The following is a 7,453-nucleotide window of genomic DNA, read 5'->3' on the forward strand; positions in this document are numbered from 1 at the left end:
AGGAACGCCGCCGGCAACCGCGCACCCTTGCGCTCTTTGAGGCAATACAGATACTCCGGAATCTGCGGCGCATTCTCGATGGTCAGCACACGCAATTGCGGATCATGCGGCACCTCCTGCCGCGCAATGATGCTGATACCGATATTGCGCAGCACGGCTTCACGAATCGACTCACGGCTGCCGATCTCCAGCAACGGCCCGAAACTGACCCCGGCGCTGGCCAGCAACTCTTCGGTCAAGCGCCGAGTAGTCGAACCCGGCTCGCGCATCAACAACGTATGCCCGGCCAGCGCGCTCAGCGTCACATGTTCCTGCGCCGCCAACGGATGATTGCGATGCACCGCCAGCACCAGCGGATCGGTGCCGAGTACTCGGCGAATCAACCGCGCATCGTCGAGCAACTGCGACGAAGCCGCGACATCCACGCGGTAATCCTCCAGCGCTTCCAGCACCTGCTGCGAATTGCCGATTTCCACCGACACTTCGACCTGCGGCAAACGCTCGCGGAAGGTCTTCACCAGATCGAGGATGTAATATGGTGCCGTCGCGGCAATACGCAACGTGCCCTGCACCTGACCGCTGTTGCGCAGGAAGAACTCGATGTCGGCCTCTTGCTGCAACAGGGTCTTGACCATCGGCAGCAGCCGCGCGCCTTCGTCACTGACGCTTAAACGGCGCCCGCCACGGTAGAACAGTTCCACCGAATACTGACTCTCCAGATTGCGGATCTGCGTGGTCACGGTCGGTTGGCTGAGGCCGAGTTTTTTCGCCGCCAGCGTGATGCTGCCCAGGCGGGCGACCATGTAAAACGCTTTCAGCTCGGCACTCAGCACAACCATCCCTCATTGTTATTTGCGCAACAGGCGCAAACCGTTGAACACCACCAGCAGGCTCACGCCCATATCGGCAAACACCGCCATCCACATGGTGGCGAGCCCGGCGAAGGTTACCGCAAGAAAGATCGCCTTGATCACCAGCGCCAGTGCGATGTTCTGTTTCAGGATGCTCGCGGTGTTGCGCGACAGGCTGAGGAACGCAGGGATCTTGCGCAGATCGTCGTCCATCAGGGCGACATCGGCGGTTTCGATCGCCGTGTCGGTGCCGGCGGCGGCCATGGCGAAACCGATCTCGGCGCGGGCCAATGCCGGGGCGTCGTTGATGCCATCGCCGACCATGCCGACCCGGTGGCCCTGCTTGTACAGATCTTCAATGGCTTGCAGCTTGTCGGTCGGCAGCAAATCGCCGCGCGCCTCGTCGATGCCGACCTGGGCGGCAATCGCTTGCGCGGTGTGGACGTTGTCGCCGGTCAGCATCAGGGTTTTCACCCCGAGCTCATGCAACTGACGAATCGCTTCAAGGCTGGTTTCCTTGACCGTGTCGGCCACGGCGAACAGTGCCAAGGGGCCTGCGCTGTCGAGCAGCAGCACCACGGATTTGCCCTGTTTCTCCAGTGCGAACAGCTTTTCTTCCAGCTGCGGTGAGCACAGGCCAAGCTCTTCGACCAAACGATGATTGCCCAAGTGATAAGTCTGGCCGTTGATGTCACCTCTAACACCGCGCCCGCCCAGTGCCTCGAAGTTGTCCACAGGCAGTGCGGCGAAATCTTTATCCACAGCGGCGTTGGCGATGGCCAACGACACCGGGTGATCGGAGCGCCCGGCCAGCGCGGCAGCGATGGCCGGCGCGCTGGCATCGGCTGTCGGATCGAGCGACAGGTAATCGGTCTGCACCGGTTTGCCGTGGGTGATCGTGCCGGTTTTATCCAGCGCCAGATAATCGAGCTTGAAACCGCCTTCCAGATACACGCCGCCCTTGACCAGAATGCCCTTGCGCGCGGCTGCCGCGAGGCCACTGACGATGGTCACCGGGGTGGAAATCACCAGTGCGCACGGGCAGGCAACCACCAGCAACACCAGCGCGCGATAGATCCAGTCGAACCACGCCGCGCCCATGAACAACGGCGGGATGATCGCCACGGCCAAGGCGAAGACGAACACCGCCGGGGTGTAGATTTTCGAGAATTGATCAACGAAACGCTGAGTCGGCGCCCGTGCGCCCTGGGCCTGTTCGACCGCGTGGATGATCCGCGCCAGGGTCGAGTTGTTGGCCGCAGCGGTGACCGTGTATTCCAGCGAGCCGGCCTGATTGATGGTGCCAGCGAAGACTTTGTCACCGACAGTTTTTTCTACCGGCAGGCTTTCACCGGTGATGGGCGCCTGGTCGATGGTCGAGCTGCCGCTGACCACCGCGCCGTCCAGGGCGATGCGCTCGCCGGGTTTTACCCGCACGCGCGCGCCGAGATCGACGCTTTTCACCTCTTGTTCGCGCCAGTTGCCGTCAGCCTGCAATACCGTGGCTTGCTCGGGAGTCATTTGCATCAAACCACTGATCGCATTGCGCGCGCGGTCCAGCGAGCGTGCTTCGATCAGCTCGGCGACGGTGAAGAGGAACATCACCATCGCCGCTTCCGGCCACTGGCCGATGAGGATCGCGCCCGTCACGGCGATGCTCATCAGCGCATTGATGTTGAGGTTGCGGTTCTTCAGGGCAATCCAGCCCTTTTTATAGGTGCCGAGGCCGCCGCTGAGGATCGACACCAGCGCAACAATCGCCACCACCCAGTCGGGGGCAGCGCTGGTGAAGTGGATGACTTCGGCGCCCAGCGCGGTCAGGCCGGACAGCGCCAGTGGCCACCAGTGTTTTTTCACCGCAGCCGGGGCCGGCGCGTCGACACCCGCCTCGAGCGGCTCGGCGTGCATGCCGAGGGATTTGATCGCCTCGGTGATCGGCTCGGTGCCCGGCAGATTGTGGGTTACGCCAAGCACGCGGTTGATCAGGTTGAATTCCAGCTGCTGCACGCCGGCCAGTTTGCCGAGCTTGTTCTGGATCAGCGTCTGCTCGGTCGGGCAGTCCATCGCCTCGATGCGGAAGCTGCTCAGGCGCGCGTCGGCGCTGGTCTTTTCGCTCAATTGCACCCGCGCAGGTGCGGCGGCTTTTGACGAGCAGCAGGCATCGCCGCCATGCGCATGTTTATGCACGGGCTGCAATTTATGACTGTGATCGTGACCGTCGCCGGGCTTGTGGGTGTGCAGGGAATCACTCATTGGTCGCGTCCATGAAGGTGCCTGTTGCCAAGTAAAGACCCTGTAGCCACTATAGGGTCAAGCACCCTTTTGGAGATGGCCGTCATGAAGATCGGCGAACTGGCGAAACTCACCGACTGTGCGGTGGAAACCATCCGCTACTACGAGCGCGAAAACCTCCTGCCGGAACCGGCGCGCAGCGACGGTAACTATCGCGTCTACACCCAAGCCCACGCCGAACGCCTGACCTTCATCCGCAACTGCCGCACCCTCGACATGACCCTCGAAGAAATCCGCAGCCTCCTCGCCCTGCGCGACAGCCCGCAGGATCAGTGCGAGAGCGTCAATGCGCTGATCGACGAACATATTCAGCATGTGAAGGCGCGAATTGATGGGTTATTGGCGCTGCAGACACAACTGCTCGACCTGCGCCAACGCTGTGGCGAAGGGCCGGAGGCCGATCAATGCGGGATCTTGCAGCGGCTGGAAGTGAGTGGCGGGGTTGTCGCGACCGAAGTCGAACACTCCCATGTGGGCCGCAGCCACGGCCACTGACGGGCGAAGCTCGTTCCCACGCTCCGCGTGGAATGCCGCCATGGACGCTCCGCGTCCAAAGTGACGCAGAGCGTCACGGGATTCATTCCCACGCGGAGCGTGGGAACGATCAATGGTGACTAGACCGCCATCGGCGCGGTCATCGGCGGATGGTGCTCATAGCCTTCCAGCGAGAAATCGCTCGGCTCGACCAATTCCAGCCATTCCGGCTGATACACACCGGTCTTGGCAAACTCCGGCACGCGGTCGGAGATCTTCATTTTCGGCATGGCAAACGGCTCGCGCTGGAGCTGTTCGTTGAGCATGTCCAGGTGGTTCTCGTAGACGTGCGCATCGCCGATGAAATAGGTGAACCAGCGCGGCGTGTAACCGGTCAGGCGACCGATCAGGCTCAGCAGCGCGGCGCCCTCGGTGAGGTTGAACGGCGTGCCCAGTCCCAGATCGTTGGAGCGGATGTAGAGAGTCAGAGAAATCTCTTTGGTCTCGACGTTCGGGTGGAACTGGTACAGCAGATGGCATGGCGGCAGGGCCATTTCATCGAGCTGGGCGACGTTCCAGCCGTGGAACAGAATGCGCCGGCTGCCCGGATCCTTGATGATCGTGTCGACGCACTGGCGCACCTGATCGATCGCTTTGTACAGCACCACGTAGCCCTGGCCGTCTTCTTCGCCCTGAGCGATCTGCTTGTAGCCGTTGCTCAAGGTTTGTTCGATGGCGGCGGTATTGCTCAGCGGGATCTGCTTGTACGCCGGCCATTTGCGCCATTGCACGCCGTAGATTTCACCGAGGTCGTCGTCGCCCTGACGGAACGGGTTGGCCAGCCATTGCGCGTTTTCGTTGGCGTTCTGGTCCCAGACCTTGCAGCCCAGCGCGCGGAATTCAGCGGCGTTGTTGACGCCACGCAGAAAGCCGCACATCTCGCCGATGGCCGATTTGAAGGCCATTTTGCGCGTGGTGATCGCCGGGAAACCTTCCTGCAGATCGAAACGCAGCATCGCTCCCGGAAAACTGATGGTGTTGATGCCGGTGCGGTTGGCCTGTTTGGTGCCGTTCTGAATGACGTGCGAGACCAGTTCGAGATATTGCTTCATGAGTTACCTGTGTCCTTGGAGCCCCGGCGTCGCGCGCCGGGGTTCGTAGTTTAAGCCGTCGGCGCGAGCGGCGCTGCCGGGGCGCGACGATAGGCCAGCCAGATCAGCAACAGCCCGCCGACAATCATCGGCACGCAGAGCACCTGACCCATGGTCAGCCAGTTCCACGCCAGATAGCCCAACTGCGCATCAGGCACGCGGACGAACTCGACGATGAAACGGAAGATGCCGTAGAACAGCGCGAACATGCCGGAGACCGCCATGGTCGGGCGCGGTTTGCGCGAGAAGATCCACAGGATCAGGAACAGCGCCACGCCTTCGAGGGCGAACTGGTACAGCTGCGACGGGTGACGCGGCAACTGCGCCGGATCGCTGAACGGCGGGAACACCATCGCCCACGGCACGTCGGTGGCCTTGCCCCACAGCTCGGCGTTGATGAAGTTGCCGATGCGCCCGGCGCCCAGACCGATCGGCACCATCGGCGCGACGAAGTCCATGAGCTGGAAGAACGACTTGCCATTGCGCTTGCCGAACCACAGGGCCGCGAGCATCACGCCGATGAAGCCACCGTGGAACGACATGCCGCCCTTCCACACTTCGAAAATCAGCGTCGGGTTGGCCAGGTACGCGCTCAGATCATAGAACAGCACGTAACCCAGACGGCCGCCGACGATCACGCCCATCGATAGCCAGAACACCAGATCGGAGAGTTTCTCCTTGGTCCAGGTCGGGTCGAAGCGGTTGAGCCGGCGCGACGCCAACAGCCACGCGCCGCCGATGCCGATCAGGTACATCAGACCGTACCAGTGGATTTTCAGCGGACCGATGGCCAGGGCCACCGGGTCGATCTGCGGGTAAGGCAGCATTGCGACTCCTTGTTAGAGTTGAAAGCGAAATTCCCGGGCGACGCTGCCACCTCAGGATTAAGCCAGGATTGCCACGCGGTCAGAGCAGAAAGCTCAAACCCACGCAGAACAGCAAAGCGGCGAACAGCCTTTTCAGCAAGCGCGGCGACAACCTGTGTGCCAGACGCGCGCCGAGCCGGGCGAAGACCATGCTGGTCAGGGCGATGCCCAACAATGCCGGCAAATACACAAAACCGAGACTATGGGCTGGCAACAACGGATCGTGCCACCCCAGAATCATGAAACTTGCTGCACTGGCCAGAGCGATCGGCAAGCCACAGGCCGACGAGGTCGCCACCGCCTGCTGCATCGGCACGCTGCGCCAGGTCAGAAACGGCACGGTCAGCGAGCCGCCACCAATGCCGAAAATCGCCGAGGCCCAGCCAATCACCGTACCGGCGGCAGTCAGACCGAGTTTGCCCGGCACCGTTCGGCTGGCCTTGGGTTTGACGTCCAGCGCCAGTTGCACGGCGATCACCAGAGCGAACACGCCGATGATCTTTTGCAGGTTCGGCCCGGAGATCGCTTCAGCAGTCAACGCCCCGAAACCGGCACCGAGCAGAATGCCCACGGTCATCCAGCGAAAAATCGCCCAGCGCACCGCGCCACGGCGGTGATGTTCACGCACGGCGTTGACCGAGGTGAATATGATCGTCGCCAGCGACGTGCCCACCGCCAAATGCGTAAGAATCGACTGATCGAAGCCCTGCAAAGTGAAGCTGAACACCAGCACCGGGACGATGATGATCCCGCCGCCGACGCCAAACAGCCCGGCGAGCACGCCCGCACAGGCGCCGAGCGCCAGGTAGAGCAGAAATTCCATGACCGTCTCCAGCACGCATCGGCAAAACAGGAGCGGCATGTTAACGGATGCGCAGCCTTCTGCTCCACTGGCGATGGATGCACGGACGCCGGATGCGTAGAGTGGGCAAAAAACACACAAGGACCACCTTATGTGCCTGATTGTTTTCGCCTGGCGCCCGGGCCATGCCCAGCCGCTGATCGTCGCGGCCAACCGCGACGAGTTCTACGCCCGCCCCAGCCTGCCATTGGCACAATGGCCGGAAGCGCCGCAAGTGCATGCCGGGCGCGATCTTGAGGCCGGCGGCACCTGGCTGGGGATCGGCGCCAACGGACGCTTCGCCGCGCTGACCAATATTCGTGATCCGCAACAGCCGCCGGCCACCAAATCCCGGGGCGAACTGGTGGCGCGCTTTCTTGCTGACGATCTGTCGATTGATGATTATTTGAGCGATGTGGTGGCTCGTGCCGCCGAATACGCCGGGTTCAATCTGCTGCTGGGCAATGCCCATGAGTTGTGGCATTTCAATGCACGAGCGTCAGAGCCGGTGATGTTGCAGCCTGGAGTTTATGGGTTATCCAACGCGGGGCTGGATACACCGTGGCCAAAACTGCTCAAGGCCAGGGCGGCGTTGAGCGCGGTGCTGGACGATCCGCAGCCCGAGCGCCTGCTGGCCTTGCTGAGCGATGCGCAGACCGCACCCGAGGCGGAGTTGCCGGATACGGGAGTGGGCATGGCGACGGAAGCGTTGTTGTCGAGTGTGTTTATTGCCAGCCAGAGTTATGGCACCCGGGCGAGCACAGCGTTGATCGTGCGAGCGGACGGCACGCGGCGGATGGTAGAGCGCAGTTTTGGGCCGTATGGCGGGCATCTCGGGGAAGTTGAGGTTTGTGTCTAACAGCAGCCCCTCACCCCAGCCCTCTCCCGGAGGGAGAGGGGGCCGACCGAGGTGTCTTGCGGTATACATCGACCTGAAAGATCGAGTCGATTATGGATTCAGCAAAGCACTTACAGGTC

At 62.1% G+C, this 7,453-nt stretch carries 7 protein-coding genes; 2 read left to right on the forward strand and 5 right to left on the reverse strand.

Annotation, left to right across the window (positions count from 1 at the left end):
* Both D8U82_RS00795 and D8U82_RS00800 read right to left on the reverse strand, forming a co-directional pair.
* On the reverse strand, positions 1–833 hold an 833-nt coding region (locus D8U82_RS00795), incomplete at its 3' end, for a LysR family transcriptional regulator (protein ID WP_130901491.1).
* Positions 834–848: 15 nt separating this feature from the next.
* Complete coding sequence (locus D8U82_RS00800) at positions 849–3,104, reverse strand: heavy metal translocating P-type ATPase (RefSeq protein ID WP_130901492.1); 2,256 nt, start codon at positions 3,102–3,104, stop codon at positions 849–851.
* 84 nt (positions 3,105–3,188) lie between these two features.
* On the opposite strand from D8U82_RS00800, the gene cadR reads away from it, so the two are divergent.
* Positions 3,189–3,638 carry a Cd(II)/Pb(II)-responsive transcriptional regulator gene (gene cadR / locus D8U82_RS00805; protein WP_016772685.1) on the forward strand — a complete coding sequence of 150 codons (450 nt, stop codon included), beginning with the start codon at positions 3,189–3,191 and terminating at the stop codon, positions 3,636–3,638.
* Positions 3,639–3,757: 119 nt separating this feature from the next.
* Here cadR and D8U82_RS00810 read toward each other — a convergent pair whose 3' ends face one another.
* From D8U82_RS00810 to D8U82_RS00820, 3 genes are all read right to left on the reverse strand, one after another.
* Positions 3,758–4,729 carry a thymidylate synthase gene (locus tag D8U82_RS00810; RefSeq protein WP_130889110.1) on the reverse strand — a complete coding sequence of 324 codons (972 nt, stop codon included), beginning with the start codon at positions 4,727–4,729 and terminating at the stop codon, positions 3,758–3,760.
* 50 nt (positions 4,730–4,779) lie between these two features.
* Positions 4,780–5,595, reverse strand: coding sequence for a prolipoprotein diacylglyceryl transferase (gene lgt, locus D8U82_RS00815; RefSeq protein ID WP_016772683.1), 816 nt, complete (start codon positions 5,593–5,595; stop codon positions 4,780–4,782).
* A gap of 79 nt (positions 5,596–5,674) precedes the next feature.
* Positions 5,675–6,457 carry a sulfite exporter TauE/SafE family protein gene (locus tag D8U82_RS00820; protein WP_016772682.1) on the reverse strand — a complete coding sequence of 261 codons (783 nt, stop codon included), beginning with the start codon at positions 6,455–6,457 and terminating at the stop codon, positions 5,675–5,677.
* 130 nt (positions 6,458–6,587) lie between these two features.
* Here D8U82_RS00820 and D8U82_RS00825 point away from each other — a divergent pair, with 130 nt between their 5' ends.
* Positions 6,588–7,334, forward strand: a complete 747-nt coding sequence (locus D8U82_RS00825; protein WP_130889109.1) for an NRDE family protein — start codon at positions 6,588–6,590, stop codon at positions 7,332–7,334.
* The last annotated feature ends 119 nt before the right edge of the window (positions 7,335–7,453 follow it).

It is taken from the genome of Pseudomonas sp. Sample_23 (assembly GCF_004307595.1).
GTDB classification, from domain to species: domain Bacteria; phylum Pseudomonadota; class Gammaproteobacteria; order Pseudomonadales; family Pseudomonadaceae; genus Aquipseudomonas; species Aquipseudomonas atacamensis.

Bases quoted from the DNA above. Each gene is read 5' to 3' on its own strand.
- cadR (WP_016772685.1), top strand. From the start codon at position 3,189: ATGAAGATCGGCGAACTGGCGAAACTCACCGACTGTGCGGTGGAAACC.
- D8U82_RS00825 (WP_130889109.1), top strand. From the start codon at position 6,588: ATGTGCCTGATTGTTTTCGCCTGGCGCCCGGGCCATGCCCAGCCGCTG.
- D8U82_RS00820 (WP_016772682.1), bottom strand. From the start codon at position 6,457: ATGGAATTTCTGCTCTACCTGGCGCTCGGCGCCTGTGCGGGCGTGCTC.
- lgt (WP_016772683.1), bottom strand. From the start codon at position 5,595: ATGCTGCCTTACCCGCAGATCGACCCGGTGGCCCTGGCCATCGGTCCG.
- D8U82_RS00810 (WP_130889110.1), bottom strand. From the start codon at position 4,729: ATGAAGCAATATCTCGAACTGGTCTCGCACGTCATTCAGAACGGCACC.
- D8U82_RS00800 (WP_130901492.1), bottom strand. From the start codon at position 3,104: ATGAGTGATTCCCTGCACACCCACAAGCCCGGCGACGGTCACGATCAC.